The sequence below is a fragment of the Halopenitus salinus genome, assembly GCF_055397165.1.
In genome coordinates, this window is record NZ_AP043853.1 from 1,726,809 (window position 1) to 1,747,577 (window position 20,769).

The 20,769-nt window shown below is 67.7% G+C and carries 20 protein-coding genes; 10 read left to right on the forward strand and 10 right to left on the reverse strand.

Annotated elements, in window-relative coordinates; all coding sequences use genetic code 11:
* Positions 1–139 precede the first annotated feature (139 nt).
* The gene (locus tag ACZ5YD_RS10415) at positions 140–2,818 is read left to right on the forward strand and encodes a valine--tRNA ligase (protein ID WP_379743423.1); all 2,679 of its coding nucleotides are present in this window, start codon (positions 140–142) and stop codon (positions 2,816–2,818) included.
* Positions 2,819–2,899: 81 nt separating this feature from the next.
* Here ACZ5YD_RS10415 and ACZ5YD_RS10420 read toward each other — a convergent pair whose 3' ends face one another.
* Both ACZ5YD_RS10420 and ACZ5YD_RS10425 read right to left on the reverse strand, forming a co-directional pair.
* Complete coding sequence (locus tag ACZ5YD_RS10420; RefSeq protein WP_379743420.1) at positions 2,900–3,838, reverse strand: acetamidase/formamidase family protein; 939 nt, start codon at positions 3,836–3,838, stop codon at positions 2,900–2,902.
* 123 nt (positions 3,839–3,961) lie between these two features.
* The gene (locus ACZ5YD_RS10425; protein ID WP_379743417.1) at positions 3,962–5,017 is read right to left on the reverse strand and encodes a quinone-dependent dihydroorotate dehydrogenase; all 1,056 of its coding nucleotides are present in this window, start codon (positions 5,015–5,017) and stop codon (positions 3,962–3,964) included.
* A gap of 83 nt (positions 5,018–5,100) precedes the next feature.
* Here ACZ5YD_RS10425 and ACZ5YD_RS10430 point away from each other — a divergent pair, with 83 nt between their 5' ends.
* Positions 5,101–5,265, forward strand: coding sequence for a hypothetical protein (locus ACZ5YD_RS10430; protein ID WP_379743414.1), 165 nt, complete (start codon positions 5,101–5,103; stop codon positions 5,263–5,265).
* A gap of 38 nt (positions 5,266–5,303) precedes the next feature.
* Here ACZ5YD_RS10430 and ACZ5YD_RS10435 read toward each other — a convergent pair whose 3' ends face one another.
* Positions 5,304–5,690 carry a cupin domain-containing protein gene (locus ACZ5YD_RS10435; protein WP_379743411.1) on the reverse strand — a complete coding sequence of 129 codons (387 nt, stop codon included), beginning with the start codon at positions 5,688–5,690 and terminating at the stop codon, positions 5,304–5,306.
* Positions 5,691–5,827: 137 nt separating this feature from the next.
* Here ACZ5YD_RS10435 and ACZ5YD_RS10440 point away from each other — a divergent pair, with 137 nt between their 5' ends.
* Together ACZ5YD_RS10440 and thrC are read left to right on the forward strand one after the other, a co-directional pair.
* On the forward strand, positions 5,828–6,514 hold the full coding sequence (locus tag ACZ5YD_RS10440) for a DUF5828 family protein (protein ID WP_379743408.1): 687 nt from the start codon (positions 5,828–5,830) through the stop codon (positions 6,512–6,514).
* A 105-nt stretch (positions 6,515–6,619) separates the two neighbouring features.
* Positions 6,620–7,897, forward strand: a complete 1,278-nt coding sequence (gene thrC / locus ACZ5YD_RS10445) for a threonine synthase (protein ID WP_379743405.1) — start codon at positions 6,620–6,622, stop codon at positions 7,895–7,897.
* A 99-nt stretch (positions 7,898–7,996) separates the two neighbouring features.
* Here the strand turns inward: thrC and serA are convergent, their stop codons facing one another.
* Both serA and thpR read right to left on the reverse strand, forming a co-directional pair.
* Positions 7,997–9,604 (reverse strand): phosphoglycerate dehydrogenase, encoded by a 1,608-nt coding sequence (gene serA, locus ACZ5YD_RS10450; protein WP_379743402.1) that lies wholly within the window; start codon positions 9,602–9,604, stop codon positions 7,997–7,999.
* A 132-nt stretch (positions 9,605–9,736) separates the two neighbouring features.
* Positions 9,737–10,345: an RNA 2',3'-cyclic phosphodiesterase gene (gene thpR, locus ACZ5YD_RS10455; RefSeq protein ID WP_379743399.1), complete on the reverse strand. Its 609-nt coding sequence runs from the start codon at positions 10,343–10,345 to the stop codon at positions 9,737–9,739.
* Positions 10,346–10,492: 147 nt separating this feature from the next.
* Here thpR and ACZ5YD_RS10460 point away from each other — a divergent pair, with 147 nt between their 5' ends.
* Together ACZ5YD_RS10460 and ACZ5YD_RS10465 are read left to right on the forward strand one after the other, a co-directional pair.
* On the forward strand, positions 10,493–11,311 hold the full coding sequence (locus tag ACZ5YD_RS10460) for a tetratricopeptide repeat protein (protein WP_379743396.1): 819 nt from the start codon (positions 10,493–10,495) through the stop codon (positions 11,309–11,311).
* Entirely contained in the window at positions 11,312–11,611 is a 300-nt protein-coding gene (locus ACZ5YD_RS10465; protein WP_379743393.1) for a DUF424 domain-containing protein, read from the forward strand.
* Between the two features lie 36 nt (positions 11,612–11,647).
* Here ACZ5YD_RS10465 and ACZ5YD_RS10470 read toward each other — a convergent pair whose 3' ends face one another.
* The 4 genes from ACZ5YD_RS10470 to ACZ5YD_RS10485 all read right to left on the reverse strand — a co-directional run bounded on the left by ACZ5YD_RS10470 (position 11,648) and on the right by ACZ5YD_RS10485 (position 14,585).
* Complete coding sequence (locus ACZ5YD_RS10470) at positions 11,648–12,349, reverse strand: TOBE domain-containing protein (RefSeq protein ID WP_379743390.1); 702 nt, start codon at positions 12,347–12,349, stop codon at positions 11,648–11,650.
* Between the two features lie 73 nt (positions 12,350–12,422).
* Positions 12,423–12,911, reverse strand: coding sequence for a low molecular weight phosphatase family protein (locus tag ACZ5YD_RS10475; RefSeq protein WP_379743387.1), 489 nt, complete (start codon positions 12,909–12,911; stop codon positions 12,423–12,425).
* Positions 12,912–13,030: 119 nt separating this feature from the next.
* The gene (gene arsB / locus ACZ5YD_RS10480) at positions 13,031–14,191 is read right to left on the reverse strand and encodes an ACR3 family arsenite efflux transporter (RefSeq protein WP_379743384.1); all 1,161 of its coding nucleotides are present in this window, start codon (positions 14,189–14,191) and stop codon (positions 13,031–13,033) included.
* Positions 14,184–14,585, reverse strand: coding sequence for an ArsR/SmtB family transcription factor (locus ACZ5YD_RS10485; protein WP_379743381.1), 402 nt, complete (start codon positions 14,583–14,585; stop codon positions 14,184–14,186). The genes arsB and ACZ5YD_RS10485 overlap by 8 nt, the downstream gene beginning before the upstream one ends.
* 808 nt (positions 14,586–15,393) lie before the next feature.
* Here ACZ5YD_RS10485 and proC point away from each other — a divergent pair.
* From proC to ACZ5YD_RS10505, 4 genes are all read left to right on the forward strand, one after another.
* On the forward strand, positions 15,394–16,170 hold the full coding sequence (proC, locus tag ACZ5YD_RS10490; RefSeq protein ID WP_379743378.1) for a pyrroline-5-carboxylate reductase: 777 nt from the start codon (positions 15,394–15,396) through the stop codon (positions 16,168–16,170).
* Positions 16,163–16,996, forward strand: coding sequence for a glutamate 5-kinase (gene proB / locus ACZ5YD_RS10495; protein ID WP_379743375.1), 834 nt, complete (start codon positions 16,163–16,165; stop codon positions 16,994–16,996). Before proC ends, proB begins: the two co-directional genes overlap by 8 nt.
* Positions 16,997–17,015: 19 nt before the next feature.
* Complete coding sequence (locus ACZ5YD_RS10500) at positions 17,016–18,347, forward strand: glutamate-5-semialdehyde dehydrogenase (RefSeq protein ID WP_379743743.1); 1,332 nt, start codon at positions 17,016–17,018, stop codon at positions 18,345–18,347.
* A 565-nt stretch (positions 18,348–18,912) separates the two neighbouring features.
* Positions 18,913–19,677, forward strand: coding sequence for an IclR family transcriptional regulator (locus ACZ5YD_RS10505; protein ID WP_379743372.1), 765 nt, complete (start codon positions 18,913–18,915; stop codon positions 19,675–19,677).
* 33 nt (positions 19,678–19,710) lie between these two features.
* Here ACZ5YD_RS10505 and ACZ5YD_RS10510 read toward each other — a convergent pair whose 3' ends face one another.
* The gene (locus ACZ5YD_RS10510) at positions 19,711–20,742 is read right to left on the reverse strand and encodes a zinc-dependent alcohol dehydrogenase (RefSeq protein WP_379743368.1); all 1,032 of its coding nucleotides are present in this window, start codon (positions 20,740–20,742) and stop codon (positions 19,711–19,713) included.
* Between the last annotated feature and the right edge of the window lie 27 nt (positions 20,743–20,769).

Consider the following 20,769-nt stretch of genomic DNA (forward strand, 5'->3'; position numbering starts at 1 on the left):
CGGTTCTCCCTCCGCAGTCCCCCTTCGTCGTCCTTCATCTATCGTCCTCATCCACCACAGCCTCATCCGCAGTCCTCCTTCGCCGTTCCCTCTCCGATCGAGGCGCTTAACAGGCAACCGGCGGTATCGACACCCAAGAATGCCCAGCGGAGAGTATGACCCCGACGCCGCCGAGGCGCGCTGGCAGCGGCGATGGGTCGACGAGGAGACGTTCGCCTACCCGGAGGAGACCGCCGACCCCGACACCGCGTTCGCGATCGACACGCCGCCGCCGACCGTGTCCGGGAGCCTCCACTGGGGGCACGTCTACGGGTCGATCCTCCAGGACGTCGTCGCCCGGTTTCACCGGATGAACGGCCGGGACGTCCTCTATCCCTTCGGCTACGACGACAACGGGATCGCCTCCGAGCGGCTCGCGGAGCGGGAGCTCGGGATCCGCCACCAGGACTTCGAGCGCCGCGAGTTCCAGCGGAAGTGCCGAGAGGTCTGTCGCGAGTACGAGGCCGACTTCTCGGAGAAGATGCAGGGCGTCGGCCTCTCCATCGACTGGACGAACACCTACCGGACCATCTCCCCCGAGGTCCAGCGGACCTCCCAGCTCTCCTTCATCGACCTCTACGAGAAGGGCCGCGAGTACCGCGAGAAGGCGCCCGCGATCTGGTGTCCCGAGTGCGAGACCGCCATCTCGCAGGTCGAGACCGAGGACGACGAGCAGGACTCACACTTCCACGACATCGCCTTCGAGGTCGTCGAGGCGGACTCGGACCGCTCGGATGTCGATCCCGGCCTTCCGGGCGAGTTCACCATCTCGACGACCCGTCCGGAGCTGTTGCCCGCCTGCGTCGCCGTCTTCGTCCACCCCGACGACGAGGAGAACGAGGCCCTCGTCGGAAACCACGCGCGGATCCCCATCTTCGGCCAGGAGGTCCCGATCATCCACGACGAGCGCGTCGACATGGAGACCGGCTCCGGCGTCGTGATGTGTTGTACCTTCGGCGACCAGACCGACATCGAGTGGTATCAGGCCCACGACCTCCCGCTTCGGGTCGCCATCGACGAGTCCGGCCACCTGACCGAGGAGGCCGGCCCCTACGAGGGCATGCACTCCTCGGAGGCGCGCGAGGCGATCGTGAGCGATCTCGACGACGAGGGAGCGCTGCTCGACCGCCGGGCCATCACCCACACCGTCAACGTCCACGAGCGATGCGGCGTTGGCGTCGAGTTCCTCGTCACCGAACAGTGGTACGTCGAGGTGCTCGACAAGGTCGACGAGTACCTCGAGGCCGGCCGCGAGATGGAGTGGTTCCCCCAGAAGATGTTCACCCGGTACAAACATTGGGTGGAGGGGCTCCAGTGGGACTGGTGCATCTCCAGACAGCGTTCCTCGGGCATCCCGTTCCCGGTGTGGTACTGTGCGGACTGTGACGCCGAGGTCCTCGCCGCGAAGGACGACCTGCCCGTCGATCCCCTCTCCGACGATCCGCCGGTCGACGCCTGTCCCGAGTGCGGCCACGACGAGTTCGTTCCCGAGGACGACGTCCTCGACACGTGGGCGACCTCCTCGCTCACCCCGCTCATCAACGCCGGCTGGGATTGGGACGCGGCGGCCGGCGAGTTCACGATGGATCGCCCGGAGATCTACCCGATGGACGTCCGCCCGCAGGGCCACGACATCATCTCGTTTTGGCTCTTCCATACGGTCATCAAGTGTTATGAACACACCGGCGAGGTGCCCTTCGAGTCGACGATGATCAACGGGATGGTCCTCGACGAGAATCGCGAGAAGATGTCGAAATCGAAGGGCAACGTCGTCGAGCCCGACGCCGTGATGGAGCAGTTCCCCGTCGACGCCGCCCGCTTTTGGGCCGCCGGCTCGTCGATCGGCGACGACCTCCCCTACCAGGAGAAGGGGCTTCGCGCCGGCGAGAAGCTCATCCGCAAGCTGTGGAACGCCTCGAAGCTCGTCGAGTCGCTGGCGCCCGAGCCGTATCCGGACGCGCCCGACGACCTCGAGGAGCTCGACCGGTGGCTGCTCGCGGAGATCGACCGGGAGATCGAACGGCTCACGGCCCGCCTCGAGAACCGCGAGTTCTCGAAGGCCCGCGACGGCCTCCGGACGTTCTTCTGGGGCACCTTCTGTGACGACTACCTGGAGATCGCCAAAAGCCGCGAGGACGCCTCGGCTCGATACACCCTCCGGACGGCCCATCGGCGATTCCTGAAGCTGTTCGCGCCCCTCCTCGCGCACGTCACGGAGGAGATCTGGCACGCCGAGTACGCCGAGGGCGTCTCGAACGCCGCGAACGCCGGAGAGCGCGCCGAGGCCGCCGAGTCGATCCACCTCGCGGACTGGCCCGAGCCGCTCGGCCTCGAGGCGGACCACGACGCCGGCGAGCTCGCGATGGCGGTCGTCGGCGCCCTCCGCAAGTACAAAAGCGACGAGCAGCTCCCCCTCAACGCCCCCCTCGACGTCGTCGAGGTCTACGGCGACGTCCGCGGCTTCGAGGACGACGTCACCGGCGTGATGCACGTCGAGGACCTGCGCGTCCACCCCGACGAGGCCGCGCCCGTCGAGACGGTCACGACCGGCATCGACCTCGAGTACGCGACGGTCGGCCCGAAGTACGGCGACGCGATCGGCGACATCGAGGCGGGGATCTCCGCGGACGAGTACGAGATCGTCGACGGCGAGCTCCACGTGGCCGGCGTCGAGCTGGCTCCCGACGAGTTCGAGATCGAGACCGAACGCCAATATCGCGGCGAGGGCACGCTCCTCGACGCGGACGACGCGGTCGTGATCGTGGAAAACGCCGAGTGAGCGCGCGTTCTCGCGACGATTCGTTCTCGCGACCACGGTCGCTGCTTCCGTCGACCCCTCGATCGATCCTTCATTCGACCTTCACTCGAGGAGGCTCTCGGCCAGATACGCCGAGACCACCCAGTTCGGTCGGTCCACGACCTCGTTGATCTTGAGGTCGACGGCGACCGAACAGAGGACGTAGGCCTCCTCGCGGGTCAGATCCCGTCCCTCCACGAGGTGGCCGATCATCGCGGAGACGGCGTCCTTCGTGGCGTCCATGAGGTCGTCGCGGATCCCCGTCGTCGCGTACGTTGGCTCGTCGCGTCCCGAGGGCGTGAACGGCCCCGTCGTCTCGAACTGCGGGGCGTCGATCGCCAGGTCGGATCGACGGGTCACCCGGGCGGTGATCGTCGTCGGCGTCTCGATGGCGCTGACACAGACCTCGCCGTCGCCCTGTGCGGCGTGGCCGTCGCCGATGCTGAAGAGCGCGTCCTCGACCGCGACCGGCAGGTACACCGTCGATCCCGCGGTCAGGTGCTTGACGTCCACGTTGCCCCCGACGTGTCGCGGCGGTCCCGTCGAGTGCTCCCCGTCGGCCGCCGGCGCCACGCCGACCACGCCGGGGAAGGGATCGATCGGGACCTCGATGCCGTCCTCGAAGGGGGCGACCTCCTCGCCGAGGTCCCAGTGGTAGATGTAGGGGTCGGGGAACGCCTCCGGAAGCAGTCCCTTGCCCGTCTCGCCCGGCCGTATCAGCGTATAGCCCCAGTCGCCGTGTTCGATCTCGAGGAGATCGATCTGGAGGACGTCGCCCGGCTCGGCGCCGTCGATCGCGACCGGCCCCGTGAGGTGGTGGCCGACGAACTCGGTCTCCGGGAGGTCCGCCGACTCGGTCTCCGACGTGATTCGCGTGCCGCTGTCGGGCAGACACTCGAAGGTGACGACGTCGCCGGATTCGACCCGAAGCGCCGGCTCGTGGTCGTTGTTCCAGGACGTGTGCAGCGCGGACTCGTGGCTGAGCGTGTGATCGACGTGCACGGTTTCCTCGAGGATCGGCGAGGATCGTCTTATCGGTTCCGGCGGGGCGGCGGTCGTTTCACCCTTCGAAATCGTTCGCCGCCCGCCGTCGGACGTTCACCACCCCTCGCTCGCGCGCCGCGGCTACAGGTCCGCGCCGACGGCCTCCTCGACCGACTCGAACCCGTCGCGCTCGAGGAGGTCGAGGAGTCCCTCGTTGATCTCGCGGGCGACGCTCGGCCCGCGATAGACGAGTCCCGTGTACAGCTGGACGATCGACGCGCCGGCGCGGATCTTGGCGTAGGCCCCGTAGGCGTCGTCGACGCCCCCGACGCCGACGACCGGAACGTCCGTGCGCTCCGCGATGAATCGAACCAGATCGGTCGCGGTCTCCTCTATCGGCTCGCCGGAGAGCCCCCCGCGTTCGGCTCGCTGGGGGCTCTCGAGCGAGTCCGGCCGCTCCGTCGTCGTGTTCGTGGCGATGACGCCGTCGAGGTCCAACTCGTCGACGACGCCGAGCGCCTCCTCGATCGCCGGCCGCGGCAGGTCCGGAGAGAGCTTCACCAAAAGCGGTTCGGCGCCCGCGTCCGCGAGCGTTCCGAGGATCGACTCCAGCGCGTCGCGGTCCTGCAGCGAGCGGAGCCCGGGCGTGTTGGGACTCGAGACGTTCACGACGAAGTAGTCGCCGGCGTCGGCGACGCGCTCGTAGGTGTACAGGTAGTCGTCCGGGGCCTCCGAAAGCGGCGTGGACTTCGACTTCCCGACGTTGATACCGACCGGAACGTCCGGCAGGGGTTCGGAATCGAGGCGTGCTCCCACCCGATCCGCTCCCTGGTTGTTGAACCCCATCCGGTTGATCAGCGCGCGGTCCTCGCGCAGCCGGAACATCCGCGGGCGGGGGTTTCCGGGCTGGGCCTCCGCCGTGACCCCGCCGACCTCGACGTGTCCGAACCCCAACGCGGCGAGCGCGCGGGGGATTTCCGCGTTCTTGTCGAACCCCGCGGCGACCCCGACGGGATTCGGGAACTCGAGTCCGAACGCCTCCGTCCGCAGGCGCGGGTCCTCGCGGACGTACCGGCGCGCGAGGAGGTCGGTCGCGGGCGTTCCCTGGATACCCCGCAACAGCCGGTGGGTGAGGCGGTGTGCGGTCTCCGGCGGCAGCGCGAAAAGCGCCGGCTTGCACAGCTCGTAGACGCTCATTGGGGGATCCTCGGACCCGATCGGCAAGAACCCTCCCGATCGAAGACGACACGTTGATTTATGAAGGCGGTGGACTCCCCGACATGGTGGCACCCATTACGGCGGTCGCGATCGCCGCGGGGATCGCGGTCGCGGCGATGACGCTCGCGATGTTGTGGTTCGTGTGGGACGCGATGGACGACGAGGCGCACGCGCTCACGGATACCGACGACGCCGACGGAAACGGCGGAAACGGAAACGGCGCGTAGAACGGTACCGCCCCGGTTCGTCACGCTCCGGCTCCCCGCTATGTCCCGTCCTCCGCGGGTTCGTAGGCGTGTGCGTCGCCGTCGACGGGCGGGGCTCCCACGGCGATCACGGTCAGATCCTCGTCCTCGTTCTCCGGATTGTACGCCCGCTGCGGCTCGCCGGGATCGACGGCGAACAGCCCGCCCGCCGGGACTTCGATCGTCCCCTCGGGCGTCTCGACGTGCATGGTCCCCGAGCACACGTAGAAGGCCTCCTCCTGTTCGTCGTGGTAGTGGTAGGCGAGCGGGATCTGTTCGCCAGGCGCCGCCCGATAGCGGTTGATCGCCATCCGGTCGAGGCCGGCCGCCTCGCTCAGCCGGCGCAGCTCGCAGGGTCGATCCGGCGCGGGTTCGATCTCCTCGGGGTCGACGACGCGGTAGCCCATGGCCCTCCCGTTGTCCGCCGCGAACAAAAACGCGACGGGTGCGGGAGGGGGTTCGACGCGACGGGTCTCGGAGCTGCTTCGACACGACGGGTGCCGGAGGGCCTTTAGGGGCTCGCGTCCTACCACTCGGGCAACCGATGGAAGAGAGCATCTCCGGGTTCAAGGTGCGCGGGGACTGGGGGAAGATGGTCGAACACGGCGAGAAGATCACCCAGGCGCTGCGGGAGGCCGGGGTGAACAACGACGCCTTCCACGAGTGGGACGAGTGGCGACCCCGCTCACACGAGCGCATCGACGAGGACGTCTCGGAGAAGACCGCAAGACAGGCCTCCGTCGACGAGGGCGAGGGCGAAAAGGCCGGCAAGACCGCGGGCGAGGACATGCAGACCGCCGGCGAGAAGCTCTCTGAGTCCTACGAGAAGGTCGAGGAGGGCGACAACGAGGCCGCGCTCGATCGGTGGGGCGAGTCGATCGGACACGTCGCCCGTGCCGCGGACTCCGCGGGTCGCAAGGCCCTGCGGAAGGTGGAGGACACGGTCTACCGCAACGTGATGACCCAGCTCGCGCCCTACTACTTCGACAACGAGCTGATAAGCGCCAACATCCAGCGGGTCGGCCGCGGCGACGCCGACGAGGAGTTCGTCTTCGAGGTGAACGTCAACGACGACGAGCTGAAGGCGGAGGTCTCGGAGATCCTCGCCGAGTACGAATCGACCGTCGACCGCTGGCACGTCGCGACCGAAAAGGAGACGGCCAACCTGGAGGCCGCCGAGGGCGTCGAGCTCCCCGAGACCGAGGACGAATCGAAGTCGACGACGACGTGATTCCCGACGCGCATCCGGACGGACCGCCCGACGCGTGTCCGAACGGGTGGCACGGCTCCCGCCCGGACCGCCCACCTTTTAGGTTGGGGCCGTAACTCTCGAACGATGACGCTCGACATCGACGCCCCCGCGCCGTCCGCGCCGGCCTGCGCCGACGACGGGGTGTGGCTCGCCTGCATCGCGTGCGGCTCGACGTTCGCCCCCTTCGAGGACGTCCGATACACCTGCGACGACTGCGACGGCCTCCTCGAGGTCCGCTACGAGAACCCTCCGACCTTCGAGGAGTTCGGCTCCGGAGCGTCGACCGACGGACCGGACCGCGGCGTCTGGCGGTACCGCGAGGGGCTTCCCTTCGAGTCCGGCGTCACGCTGCCGGAGGGCGACACGCCGCTGCACGAGGTTCCGCGCCTGGAGGCCGACGTCGGCGTCTCGACCCTCCGGATCAAACACGAGGGGATGAACCCGACCGGCTCGTTCAAGGACCGGGGGATGACCGTCGGCGTTCGCGTCGCCGAGGAGCTCGGCGTGGACGCGCTCGCGTGCGCCTCGACGGGGAACACCTCGGCCGCGCTCGCCGCCTACGGCGGCCGGGCCGACCTCGAGACGCTCGTGCTCCTCCCGTCGGGCAAGGTCGCGGCCGGCAAGATCGCCCAGGCGAGCCTCCACGGCGCCCGCATCCTCGAGGTCGACGGCAACTTCGACGCCTGCCTCGACATCGTTCAGGAGCTGGCCGCCCGCGGCGAGGCCTACCTGCTCAACTCGCTCAACCCCTTCCGGCTGGAGGGCCAGAAGACGATCGGCTTCGAGATCCTCGAGGCGTTCCACGCCGATCACGGGACCTTTCCCGACCGGATCGTCCTGCCGGTCGGCAACGCCGGCAACACCGCGGCGTTGTACAAGGCCTTCCGCGAGCTCGTTCAGTCGGGCGCGCTCGCGGTCGAGGACGTCCCGAAGCTCACGGGGGTACAGGCCGCCGGCGCCGCGCCGATGGTCGAGGCGATCGAGAATGGGGCCGACTCGATTCGCCGCTGGGAGGACGTCGAGACCCGCGCGACCGCCATCCGGATCGGCAACCCCGTCAACGCCCCGAAGGCGCTGCCCGGGATCCGAAACACCGACGGCACCGCCGTCGCCGTCGCGGACGAGGAGATCACCGACGCCCAGCGCGCGCTCGCGAACGAGGGCGTCGGCGTCGAACCCGCCTCCGCGGCCAGCGTCGCCGGACTCCGGAAGCTCCGCCGCGAGGGCGTCGTCGACGACGACGAGGACGTCGTCTGTCTCACCACCGGCCACCTGCTGAAGGACCCCGATGCGGCCTACGAGGCCGGAAACGACCCGGAACCCGTGGCCAACGACGTCGACGCGGTGCTCGAACTGTTGTAAGGCTGATCGCCGCGTCGGACGGGCGCCGCTCTCGATCGGGTCAGCGACTGCGGATCGCTCGGCCGAACCGTCACGGATCCGGCCACACGACGCTTTCGCCTACTCCTGCTCGCGACCGTTCGCCTCGTCGAGGGTGATCTCCGTGACCTCGATGATCCGGTCGTCCGCGAGGAGGTCCTCGACGGCCGCGTCGGGGACGTCCTGGTCGAGGTTGTAGACGGTGATCGCCTCGCCGCCGTACACCTCGCGGGCGTTGAACATCCCGGCGATGTTCACGTCGTGGTCGCCGAGGACGGTCCCGATGAGGCCGATCACGCCCGGCTCGTCGTAGTTTCGCGCGACGAGCATGTGGCCGTACGGGACGGCGTCGACGCGATAGCCGTCGATGCGAACGATCCGCGGGTCGTCGCCGGCGAAGAGCGTCCCCTCGACGGACAGCTCCTCGTCGCCGTCGGCCACGGTGACGCGGACGAGGCTCTGGAAGTCCTCGCTCTGGCGCGTCTTCGACTCCACGACGTCGATTCCGCGGTCCTCGGCGAGCTGTGGCGCGTTGACCGCGTTGACCTGCCACTCGAGGGGCTCGAAGACGCCCTTCAACGCGGAGGCGGTCACGAGGTCGACCTCCTCGGCGGCGATGTCACCCTCGTAGGTCACCTCGACCGACTCGATGCGCTGGTCGAGCAGCTGTGCTGCGACCTTGCCGGCCGTCTCCGCGAGGTCGATGTACGGCTCGATGCGCGGGAAGGCGGTCTCGTCGACAGAAGGTGCGTTCAGCGCGTTGAGCACCGGCTCGTCGTTGAACGCCGCGATCACGGCGTCCGCGGTGTCGGTCGCGACGTTCTCCTGGGCGGCCTCGGTCGAGGCGCCGAGGTGCGGGGTCAAGACGACGTCGTCGACGTCCAAAAGCGGCGAGTCCTCCGGAAGCGGCTCGCTCGCGAACGAGTCGAGCGCGGCGCCGGCGAGCGTCCCGTCCGAGACCGCGACCGCGAGGGCGTCCTCGTCGACGATCCCGCCGCGGGCGCAGTTGATGAGGTACCCTCCCTCGAGCTGGGCGAGCTCCTCCTCGCCGATCATGCCCTCGGTCTCGGGCAAAAGCGGGGTGTGGACCGTCGCGAAGTCGCCGCGGGCCAGCGCGTCGTGGAGGTCCTCGACCAGCTCGGCGCCGAGGCGGTCCGCGCGCTCCTCGGAGATGTAGGGGTCGTAGACGACGAGATCCATCCCGAGCGAGTCGAGACGCTTTGCGACCTCCTGGCCGACGCGGCCGAGCCCGACGATGGTGAGCGTCTTGTTGTTGACCTCCGCGCCGAGGTACTCGCCTTTCGCCCACTCGCCGCCCTTCAGCCGGCCGTGGGCCTGCGGGATGGAGCGTGCGACCGCGAAGGTCATCGCCACGGTGTGTTCGGCGGCGGCCCGGACGTTCCCCTCCGGGGCGTTGGCGACGATGACGCCGTGATCGGTCGCGGCCTCGATGTCGATGTTGTCGACGCCGATGCCCGCGCGCCCGACGATGACGAGCTCCTCCGCGGCCTCGAAGACCTCGCGGGTGACCTCGGTGCCGGACCGAACGATCAGCGCGTTCGCGTCGGCGATGGCCTCGTACAGCTCCTCGCCGCCGTCGACGTCGTAGGCCGTCTGTACCTCATAGCCCGCCTCCCGGAGTCGATCGAGGCCCGCGTCCGCGATCGGATCCGTCACGAGGACGTTCATACGTGTAGAACTCCTCGGGTCGTGGTTAATCCTTTTTCATCGAGCGCGGCGTTCGTGTCCCGTGATATCACGGATCGAGAGCAGGGGGATCACCCGGAGAGCGGGAGTCGATGTCCCGTCAGCGAGGATCGGTCACCCCGAAAGCGGGAACGACTCGACCGTCTCGTAGACGGGCCCGTCGGACGTGAGTCGCGACCGCTTCAGCCGCACCGCCTCCGCGGTGAACGTCCCGACGTCGGGATCGCGCTCTCGGACGACCCGCTGGACCAGGTCCTTCCCACGCGCGTCGTTCATCCGCGCCAGGGTGACGTGCGGGGTGAACTCGTGGTCGTCCGGCTCGTAGCCGAGCGCCGCGGTTCGCTCCTCGAGCGTCTCGTGGAGCCGCGCCAGCTCGGCGGCCCCATCGTCGACTCCGGCCCAGACGACGCTGATGTACTCCATCGACGGGAAGACGCCGAGCCCGCCCACCCCCACCGTGAACGGCTCGACGTCCGCCTCCTCGACCGCTCGACGCCCGGCCTCGATCGCGGCGTCGACGTCGCCCTTCGGGGTCGGCTCGTCGCTCGCGCCGGTTTCCGTCCCCGTTGTTTCCTCCGGCACGTCGCCGAGGAACGCGAGCGTCACGTGCGCCTGTTCGGGATCCGTGAATCGTAACCCCGCCGCACCCCGAAGGCCGTCTTGCACGTCCGAGATCCCGTCGGCCAGCTCGTCCGGAAGATCGATCGCGAAGAACGCGCGCATTCGTCCGGACGGTCGGGACGAATCCGCAAAAATCGATCGCCGACCGCCGTTGCGGCTCCCGTACTCCCCCGTCCGACCTCGTCGTCTCAGACGCCGACTCCCCCGCGGACGTAACCCTTACCCGCGACGACCGCCAAATCGAAGCATATGACCGACACGCCGGACGATCAGGGCCACGAGTTCTCCTCGGGACAGGGGCTCGACGAGGACTACGAGGAGTTCACCCTCGATCCGCCCGAGCTGAAGGCCGACCCGACCGCGGTCGACCCCGTCGACACACGCGTCATCACCGACGAGCTCGACCGGCGGAACATCGCCGACGACCAGGTCGACGTCGAACAGCTCGTCGACGTCGGGCTCTCCTACATGGGGATCAACCGCTTCGAGGAGGCCACGGAGACCCTCGAGCGGGCCGTGATGTTCGCCGAGGACGACTCCCTCGAGGCCCAGGAGGCGCTCGTCAACAAGGGCGCCGCCCACGCCGAACTCGAGGAGTACGACCGGGCGATCGGCGCCTACGAGGAGGCGTTACGGATCGACGACGACTCCGAGCACGCGGCGACGGCCGAGACCAACCTCGCGTACGCGCTCTGGGAGTTCGGCCGCCACGAGGAGGCGCTCGAACACGCCGAACGCGCCGTGGAGGTCGATCCCCGGTTCGCCCAGGGGTGGTACAACCGCGGATTCTTCCTGCTCGAGCGGGGGCTCGCCGAGGACGCGGTCACCGCCTTCGACAACGCGATCCGTCTCGGCCACCGGAACGCGGACGTCCTCGAGGAGAAGGCCCGCGCGCTCGAGAAGGCCGGCGACCACGAGGAGGCCGAGGAGGTGGCCGAACAGGCGGAGGAGCTGCGCGAGGAGCGCGAACGGGAGATGGTCGACGAACACGGCGGGCGAGCCCCCGGAGAGGGCGCTCGAGGTGGCGGCGGCGCGGGCGGACTCGACTCGGAGTTCGGAGGCCTGTAGATGCTCCTCCGCGAGCGCGACACGCCGAAGGGACTTCTCGTCTCCGTCTGTGATGCCGACTGTCTCGGCGAGACCTTCGAGAACGGAGTCGCGACGCTCACGGTCGAAGAGGAGTTCTACGGCGGTCCCGACGCCGTCGAGGCGACCGACGAGGAGGTCGTCGCCGGACTCCGTCGCGCCCAGGTCGCGAACCTCGTCGGCGAGGAGGCCGTCGGCGTGGCCGTGGAGGCCGGCCTCGTCGACGAGGAGACCGTCCTCGAGTTCGAGGGGACGCGCCACGCCCAGATGCTCCGGATGTGACTCCCCCCTTCTCCGCTCCGTTCACCTCCTCGGGAGTCACGGCCGAAGCGGAACCACGCGGGTCGCCGTCGCCTTCCAGGTGAGCCCGATCCGCCGTCCGGACGAGAGATCCAGCCGCGAGACGCTCTCTGCGGTGACGAGCACCCGAAACGTGACCTCCCCGGCGTCGACGTGAACCGTCCGGATCGTCTCTCCCCGCTCGACGGCCGCCACGGTCCCCTCGATCCTGTTTCTCGCGCTCGTCGCCTCGGGCGTCGGCGTCTCCTCGAGCGCGGAAAGCGTCACCGCGTCCGCGCCGATCCGCAACTGGACGCGGTCGTCCACGGCCGCGTCCGCGCCGAGGCCGCGAACCTCGCCGATCGGCGTCTCGACCGTGAGGATCTCGCCGTCCGTTCCGGTCACGGAACCCTCGATCACCGTCTCCGGGGCCCGTGCCGCCGCCGTCAACGCGGCGTGTAGCCGGTCGTACCGGGCCAACAGCGCGTCTGCAGTTTCGGTCAACCGGCTCCCGCCGCCGCCCCGGCCGCCCCGCGTCCGCTCGACGAGGTCGCCGAAGGCCGACTCGAGCGTCTCGATACGGGTGAGCGCGCGTGCCCGAGAGCGCTCCAGTTCGGCGGCGGCGCTCGCGGTCGACCCGGTCCGATCGATCGCCCGCAGCAGCGCGGCGTCGCGTGCGTCGAACTCGACGCCGTCCTCCGAGAGGACCGCCTCGCCGCGGCCGGTCGTTTCGTTTCTCACGCGAGCCGATCCGCGGGCCACGCTCTTGAATCGCGGGGTCGCCGATCGCACTCCGCCTCAGCTCGCGTCCTCCTCAGCTCCCGTTCGCCGCCATCGCGTTCTCGATCTCGTCGAACAGGGCGGCCACGCGCCCCTCGATCTCCTCGCGAATGTCGCGCACCCCGTCGATCCCCTCTCCCTCGGGGTCCGAAAGCGCCCAGTCGCGAACGTCGACGTCCGCGCCGACGTCGCCGACGTCGAGCGTCGAACAGCCCATCGTGGCGACGTAGTCACACGACCGGAGCTCCTCGAGGGTGATCGCGCGCGGCGTCCGATCCGAGAGGTCGAACCCCTCCTCGGTCATGACCTCGATCACCTCCTCGTGGACCGATTCGGCCGGGTCGGTCCCGCCGGTCACGATCTCGACGCGGTCCGAGAGCCCGCGACGCTCGCGCTCGCGTTCGGCGAAGGCGGTGGACATCTGCGATCGCCCGGCGTTCTGGACGCACATGAAGGCGATTCGGATCGGTTCGGTGTCGGTCTCCGTCGGTTCGGTGTCGGTGGGTTCGGTGTCGGTGGACATGGTGTCGTGTCGGGTGTTCGATCGCCGGGTGTTCGGTGTTCGATCGTCGGGTGTTCGGTGGTCGATCCGGTCGTGTGTCCGATGGTCGTGGGCGATCTGCGTCAGTTCTCGGTCGTCGTTCAGTCGTCGGTCGTCGTCGATTCGGCCGACCCGTCGAGGCGTCCGGTCGTCTGGCCGGTCCAGTCGTATCGATCCTGGAAGTACAACGCGACGTTCACGAGTCCCAGGAGGACGGGCACCTCGATGAGCGGCCCGACGACGGTCGCGAACGCGATCTCGGAGCCGACGCCGAAGACGGCGACTGCGACCGCGATCGCGAGCTCGAAGTTGTTCGAGGCGGCGGTGAAGCCGATGGCGGTCGTCGTCGAGTAGTCGGCGCCGACCTCCCGGCCCATCCAGAAGCTGACGAGGAACATCACGACGAAGTAGATCGCAAGCGGCACGGCGATCTCCAGGATGTCGCTGGGCTGGCCGACGATGCGTTCGCCCTGCATCGCGAACATCACGATCACCGTAAACAGCAACGCGACGAGCGTCAACGGGCTGATCCGCGGCTCGAAGGACTCCTCGTACCACTCGACGCCCTTCGTTCGCGTCCCGACGTATCGCGAGAGGATCCCGGCAGCGAAGGGAATGCCGAGGAAGACGGCGATCGCCCGAAAGACCTGCATCGGCGTGACGCCGAACTCGGAGATCCCGGCGACGAGCGTCTCCATCCCGAAAAGCGGCGGGAGGAACAGGGCGAAGAACCACACGTACACGCCGTAGGTGACGATCTGGAAGACGCTGTTGAACGCGACGAGCCCCGCGGCGTACTCCGAGGAGCCGTCGGCGAGCTCGTTCCAGACCAGCACCATCGCGATACACCGGGCCATCCCGATGAACACCAGTCCGAGGAAGAACTCCGGGCGGGCGGGGAGGCCGGGGACGAGACCGCCGAAGAACACGACCGCCAGGGCGAACATCACCGTCGGCCCGATCAGCCAGTTCTGAACCAGACTCAGCCCCAACACCCTCACGTTCCTGAAGACGGCCGGGAGCCGGCCGTAGTCCACCTTCGCCAGCGGCGGGTACATCATGAGGATGAGCCCGATCTCCACGAGGTGGAGCTCCCGGATCGGCCGGGTCACCGACGGCGCGACGGTGCCGAGTCCGATGCCGACGGCCATCGCGCCGAAGATCCAGACGGTGAGATACTTGTCGAGAACGTCCATCGAGCGCGGGTCCCCACAGTCCGGACACTCGCAGCTCGGCCCGTGGTCGTGTGTGAGCTCACTCATCGACGCTCACGCTTCCCTCCAGGACCGTCACGATCGCGACCGCGCGGTTGGTCGCCCGATACATCCGCCAGCGGCCGTCCTTCCTGGCGTCGACGAGTCCCGCATCGACCAGCCGCGAGAGCGCGTGACTGAGCCCGCTCTCGGTGACGTCGACGAACGCCTGGAGCTCGCACACGCACAGTTCCTCGTCCGCGGCCGCGAGCACGCGCACGAGCGTGTAGCGCGTCTCGTTGGCGAGCGCGGCGAGCACCTCGAGCTCCGCGGTCGCCCGATCGGATCCGAACGCCGTCTCCAACGTCTCGAGCTCGTCGAGGCGCCGATCGACGTCCTCGCTACGGCACTCGTCGAGTTCGTCCTCGAGGTACCGACGAAGCCGCCTCGTTGCTTGTGCCATCACGAATTAGTTGAGCGACTATTCAATTAAACTCTTCGAGGAGGAAATACTGCGTTCTTCAGATACCGATTCAATGGCGATAATGGCCGATATTTCTCGTTGGACGGTGTACACTAGTTGAACTGTCGTGAAAGTGATCTGGGGTCGACCATGCTCGCGGACAGGACGGCGGGAGCCACGTCTCGCCCCGTCCCCGGATCATTCTGTATCGTTCTATGCAGTTTATCGATGCCGATCGAACTCGATCGCGGCGATCCACCGTGATCGGGAGGCATCGTTCACGGGCGAGCGATCAGTCCCGCGAGCTCGCTTGCACCGTCGGCCGACTCGTGATACGGCGATCGGTGGAACGGTTCGGTCCTCACGACGACTCTTCGATCGCGAGCATCGTCGGCCTCAGCGATCGCGATTCACCCACTCCAACGACATGTGACCCTCCCGCGCTGAAGCGGAGGTATCGCTATCGCCCCGTCTCACGGCCCGTTCGAACGAACTCCACCGCTCACCGGATCCACGGTCGGTTGCTACCCTTCTCGGTTCGGTCGAAACGCCGGGACGATCGGAACCCTCGTCGCTTTCGCGTCTCCTCTCGTTCCGTCGTCCCCGTTGTTCCCGATCTCGTCGATCGATCCGATCTTCTATAGTACATATCGCGATATCAACACACGTCGACGATGGATCCGTCCCTCGCTCGGCGTGTGACCGTTCGATGTCCTCCACCGCCGAGTTGCGCTCGAGGGCGCGACGTCGGGGTCAAACCAACGTCTGTATATCCCCCTCGCCACATCTACGTGGTAGAGACGGAACAATGGTCGACGTAACCATCATCGGATGCGGGAACCTCGGAAGCGCCCTCATCACCGGACTGGCGAAGGCGGGGAACCACGACGTCACGGCCTACGACATCGACGAGAGCGCCCTCGAACGGGTCGCTTCGTACTGTGAACGGACCACCTCGGACATCGAGGAGGCGGCGACCTCCGAGGTGGTCGTCGTCGCGGTCAAGCCGGACATCGTCGAAACCGTGCTCGAATCCCTCGAGCTGTCCGCCGATCAGACGCTCGTCACCGTCGCCGCGGGCGTGCCGATCGACTTCGTCAACGCGCACACCGACGCCACCGTGGTTCGCATCATGCCGAACCTCGCGGCCGAGACCGCCGACATGGCGGCCGCGGTCGCCTGGGACGAGGTCGACGAAGGCGTGCGTGCCCTCCTCGCGGACCTCGGCGAGTTCGTCGAGATCGACGAGGAGCACATGGACGTGGCGACCGCCCTCAACGGGAGCGGTCCCGCCTTCGTCTTCTACTTTTTGCAGGCCATGAAGCGCGCCGCCGTCGAGGAGGGCCTCGACGACGAGGACGCCGAGGTGCTCGCGGCCCAGACGGTGAAGGGCGCCGCCGAGACCGTCCTCCGGTCCGACCGGAGCGTCGACGAGCTGATCGACGCGGTCTGTTCGCCGAACGGCACGACGATCGAGGGCATGGAGGTCCTCTGGGACAGCGACCTCGAGGCGGAGACCGGCGACGCGCTCGCGGCGGCCGCCAGACGCTCCAGGGAGTTGGCCGAGGAGTTCGAGCATGATTGAGGCGGTAGAGACCGACGCGGTCGACCGAACTCGACGCCTCGCCGCGAACGCCGACCGCGTCGTCGTCAAGGCCGGAACGAACTCGCTCACCGACGACGAGTCGAATCTCGACGACGAGAAGCTGGACGCGTTCGTCGACGGCATCGCCTCGCTGATCGACCGCGACAAGGACGTCGTGGTCGTCTCCTCGGGCGCCATCGGCGCCGGACAGGGCCGCATCGGCCGGACCGGCGGAACCATAGAGGAGTCGCAGGCGCTGTCGACGATCGGCCAGAGCCACCTCATGCGCCGCTACACCGAGAGCTTCGAGCGGTACGACGAGACGGTGGCACAGCTGCTCGTCACCGAACACGACCTCGAAAACCCGGAGCGGTTCACCAACTTCCGCAACACGATCGAGACGCTCCTCGAGTGGGACGTCGTCCCGATCATCAACGAGAACGACGCGGTCGCGACCGAGGAGATCCGGATCGGCGACAACGACATGCTCTCGTCGTCCATCGCCATCGGCGTCGACGTCGATCTCCTCGTCACGCTCACCGACGTCGGCGGCGTCTACACGGGCAACCCCAAGGAGGACCCCGAGGCGGAACGCATCGAGGCGGTCGGCCGCAACTACGCCGAGGTGGAGTCGATCATCGACGAGAGCGCCTCCGACGGCTTCGGCGGCATCCGAACCAAGGTCCAGGGCGCCCGCACCGCGAGCGAGCACGGCATCCCGGCGATCATCGCCCGGTCGGACGAGCCGGACGTGCTCGATCGGATCGCCACCGGCAAGCCCGTCGGAACCGTATTCATCCCCGTAAACGGAGATCACGATGACTGAGAAATCCACGGAAACGATGGTGACCGGAACATCAACGGAGACGAAGGTTTCGGAGGCACAGTCCGCGGCCCTCGAGCTGGCGAAGCTGTCCGAGGACGAACGGAACGCGGCGCTTCACGACGTCGCGGACGCCATCGAGTCCGAACGCGATCGGATCCTCGAGGCCAACGCGGTCGACGTCGAGGAGGCCGAAGCGCGCCTTGCCGAGGGCGAGTACACCCGTGCGCTCGTCGACCGCCTCGAGTTGTCCCCCTCGAAGCTCGAGGACATCGCGGAGATGGTCCGAAGCGTCGCCGGCCAGGACGACCCCCTCGATCGGACCCTCGAGTCGAGGCGGCTCGATTCCGGACTGGAGCTGTACAAGGTCTCCGTCCCCATCGGCGTCATCGGCACCGTCTTCGAGTCCCGGCCGGACGCGCTCGTCCAGATCGCCGCGTTGAGTCTCAAGTCGGGCAACGCCGTGATCCTGAAGGGCGGAAGCGAGGCGAGCGAGTCGAACCGCGTGCTCTATGAGATCATCCGGGAGGCCACCCCGGAAGTCCCCGACGGCTGGGCACAGCTCGTCGAGGCGCGCGAGGACGTCGACACGATGCTCGGGATGGACGACGAGATCGACCTCCTCATGCCGCGGGGCAGCTCGGCGTTCGTGAGCTACATCCAGGACAACACGAGCATCCCGGTCCTCGGCCACACCGAGGGCGTCTGTCACGTGTTCGTCGACCGCGAGGCCGACCTCGAGATGGCGACGGAGATCGCCTACGACGCGAAGGTCCAGTATCCGGCCGTCTGCAACGCCGTCGAGACCCTTCTCGTCCACGAGGCGGTGGCCGAGGAGTTCCTGCCTGCCGTCGCGGAACGCTACCGCGAGGCGGGCGTCGAGCTCCGGGGCGACGAGACGGCCCGGTCGATCGTCGAGATGGACGCCGCGACCGAGTCGGACTGGTCGAGCGAGTACGGGGACCTCGTGTTGTCCGTCCGCGTCGTCGACTCGCTCGAGGCGGCGATCGATCACGTCAACGATTACGGATCGAAACACACGGAGTCCATCGTGACCGAGGACGCGGGTCGCGCCAGCACGTTCATGCGGAGCATCGACTCCGCGAGCGTGTTCCACAACGCCTCGACGCGCTTTAGCGACGGCTACCGGTTCGGACTCGGAGCCGAGGTCGGGATCAGCACGGGCAAGACCCACGCCCGCGGTCCGGTGGGCCTCGAGGGACTCACCACCTACAAGTACCACCTCGAGGGAAGCGGCCAGATCGTCGGCACCTACGCCGGCGACGACGCGAAGCCCTTCCTCCACGAGGAGTTCGAGGGCGAGTGGAACCCCGGCCACCTCCGCGGGGAGTGAGCACGGTAGATAGACTGTCGGATACCTGTCTATTCCGAGAAAACGATCGGAACGTTACGTTTCGGACTTCCGATTGATTCGATCCGGACCGGTCCGACGTTCGATCGGCGATTCGCCGTTCATTGGTTCCATTCTCCGAGTATTCGACCACCGCTGATATTCCGTCCCGATCGCGTCCGTAGGAATCACTCTGATTCGGATCTCGATAATTACGAATTCCGTCATTCATCCAAAACTGTCAATTGACGCCTGTATCGACCATCGCTTGAGGGCTCCAATTCGAGTTACACGAATACGGATGTAAGTTCGGGTCGGCGTAGCGATCGACGTTCGGTCGTGGCGTTCGGTAGTTCTGAACGATATCGGATCCCGCGGTGTCCGTGTTCCAACTCCAGTTCGTTCGCTTCCGTCCCCGTCCAGATCCGTGATCCCGTGATGGAGACCCGATGAGCGCTCCGTCGATCCCTTTGGCTCGGACGGTGGTCGTCGCTGGCGGATCCGCTTCGTCCGGACGTCCGTTCGACAATGTGGTAAGATTTTTGCCGGCGCGCCGTAACGTCGAGTCATGGGAAACACGGCACGAAACCGGATCGGCTCGGTTCGGACGGCATTCGACATCGTCGAGTCGCTGCAGGACCTCGACGGAGCCGGGGTCTCGGAGCTCGCCTCCCACCTCGACGTTCCAAAGAGCACCGCGCACAACTACCTCAGTACGCTCGAGGAGATGGGCTATCTCACGAAGGAGGACGGCCAGTATCACGTCGGCGTCCGATTCCTCGGACTGGGCGCGTACGTCCGGAACAGACGGAAGATCTACGAGATCGCCAAACCCGAGGTCGAACGGCTCGCCGAGGAGACGACGGAGCTCGCGAACCTGCTCGTCGAGGAGCACGGCACCGGGACCTACCTCCAGCGCGCACAGGGCTCGCGAGCGGTTCAGGTCGAAGCGCACGTCGGCACCAGCGTCCCGCTTCACTGTACCGCGCTCGGCAAGTGCATCCTCGCACACCTCCCCGAGTCCCGGGTCGACTCGATCCTCGAGGAGGCGGGCTTCGAGCCCGTCACGCCGAACACCGTGACGAGTCGCGAGGAGCTCGAAGAGCAGCTCGAACGCATTCGCGAGTGCGGGTACGCCCTCGACGACGAGGAGCGGATCGAGGGGCTCCGATGCGTCGCCGCCCCGATCCTCAGCAACGACGACCGGGTGCTCGGGTCGATCAGCGTCTCCGGCCCCTCGAACCGGATCCAGGGCGACCGATTCCGGGAGACGCTCCCGAACAAGGTGCTCGAGACGGTCAACGTGATCGAGCTCAACGTGACCTATTCGTAGGTCCCTCGACGCTCCGACCGATCGCGATCGGCGCTACCCGTCGAAGGTGAAGACGGGCTTGCAGGTCTCGGAGGCGAGGAACGCCTCGAACGCGGCGGTGGGGTCCTCCACCGAAAAGCCGTCGTCCACGATCGCTTCGGCGTCGACCGAGCCGTCCTCGAGTAGTCGAAGCGCCTGCTCGAAGTTCCGCCACGTCGACCCGTAGGAGGTCTCCACGGTCACCTCCCCGCGGACCGCCCCGGCGAGCGAGACGGTGCTCGGACCGTTCGGGATCCCGACCATCACGATCTCGCCGCCCTTGCGCACGTGCTCGATCCCGGTCTCGATCCCCGAACGGTGCCCGGTCGCATCGAAGATCCGGTCGAAGCCGCCGCCTCTGGTTCGCTCGTCGGCGACCCCCTCGAGCGACGTCTCCTCGACGTTGACCGTGTCGATTCCCAGATCCGAAACGAGCGGCAGGCGGGCCGCCGTATCGCGTCCGAGCCCGGAGACGACGACGTCCGCGCCGATCGAGTCCGCGATCGCCGCGGTCAGGACGCCGATCGGACCCGGGCCCTGGACCAGAACGTCGTCACCCGGTTCGACCGAGGATCGCGTGAGGACGGCACGCGCCGCGATGCTCGTCGGCTCGGTGAGCGCGGCCGCACGAAGCGGAACGGTCTCCGGGACGCGATGGAGGTGCTCCGGCGGGACGCACACGTACTCCGCGTACGCGCCGTCCCGGTGCATGCCGGTAATGTCGAAGTTTTGACACACGTTCGACTGCCCGTTTCGACACTGGAAGCACTCCCCGCAGTCGTGGACCGGCTCCTCGGTCACCGTTTCGCCCGGACGGAAGCTCGTGACGTCGTCCCCGACGGCCTCGACGGTGCCGGCGTACTCGTGGCCCATGACCCGGGGGATGGGCACCCAGTGGTACTCCTCGTCGTATTTGTACGCGTGCGCGTCGCTCCCGCAGATCCCGGCGGTGTGGACGCGCACCAGGACCTCGTCCGGGGCGGGCGTCGGGCGCTCGCGGTCCTGCAGTTCGACCGTCTCGGCTCCGGTTTGTACGATCGCCTTCATTCTGGTTCCCGTCGCGGCCGGCCGTCG